The 1,072-nt window shown below is 48.5% G+C and carries 1 rRNA gene; it reads left to right on the top strand.

Going from position 1 to position 1,072, the window contains the following annotated elements:
- Window positions 1-522: 522 nt before the first annotated feature.
- A 16S ribosomal RNA gene (locus tag F0U47_RS22695) occupies window positions 523-1,072 on the top strand; the annotation flags it as partial.

Genomic DNA, 1,072 nt, shown 5'->3' with positions numbered 1-1,072 from the left:
CGTCTTCTTTCTTCTTAGCCGAGTACTTCGGTAGATTAGTTGGAACGATTGATGATTTTGAGTTAATTGAACGTTCGGCGTATGAGTGGTGATCGGATAGCTAGTGTTCGTAGGCTCCATGCTCGCGCATCGAACTACCTACCACCTATCCTTCTCAGTTAATTCACGGGCGATGTTACGCTCGATGATGAGTTCCGGGGCCTGTGTTTCGTACCTAATTTGAAGGAATTGTTGAGTTTGGTTTACACCTTTGCCCGCGGCTTCTCCTTCGTGGGGAAGTCGTGGGCACAAACATCGGCGCTTGTTCACCTCTCGTCATCGCATTTGTTGCCTTGCTCGCATTGGTGAATGAGTTGCGGGTTGAAATCTCGGATGCGGAAAAGTTGTCGACGGTGACTCGAAGTGATTCAGTCCCGCCAAAGCTCATCCGTCCTTCGGGCAAAAGATGACGGTCAAGACCTCGTCCTTTCTCTCTTTCCATTGCGTTTGAGAGGATGTGGCGGGGAATTGCCGTGATCGATGAATGCTACCTGGTTGATCCTGCCAGTAGTCATATGCTTGTCTCAAAGATTAAGCCATGCATGTGTAAGTATGAACGAATTCAGACTGTGAAACTGCGAATGGCTCATTAAATCAGTTATAGTTTGTTTGATGGTAACTACTACTCGGATAACCGTAGTAATTCTAGAGCTAATACGTGCAACAAACCCCGACTTATGGAAGGGACGCATTTATTAGATAAAAGGTCGACGCGGGCTCTGCCCGTTGCTCTGATGATTCATGATAACTCGACGGATCGCATGGCCTCTGTGCTGGCGACGCATCATTCAAATTTCTGCCCTATCAACTTTCGATGGTAGGATAGTGGCCTACCATGGTGGTAACGGGTGACGGAGAATTAGGGTTCGATTCCGGAGAGGGAGCCTGAGAAACGGCTACCACATCCAAGGAAGGCAGCAGGCGCGCAAATTACCCACTCCCGGCACGGGGAGGTAGTGACGAAAAATAACGATACGGGACTCCTACGAGGCCTCGTAATCGGAATGAGTACACTTTAAATATTTTAACGAGG

The sequence above is a fragment of the Nocardioides antri genome, from assembly GCF_008373765.1.
In the GTDB taxonomy this organism is placed as follows: Bacteria; Actinomycetota; Actinomycetes; order Propionibacteriales; family Nocardioidaceae; genus Nocardioides; species Nocardioides antri.
Note: the sequence above shows the minus strand (reverse complement) of the source record. Positions and strands in the feature narration are given on the sequence as shown.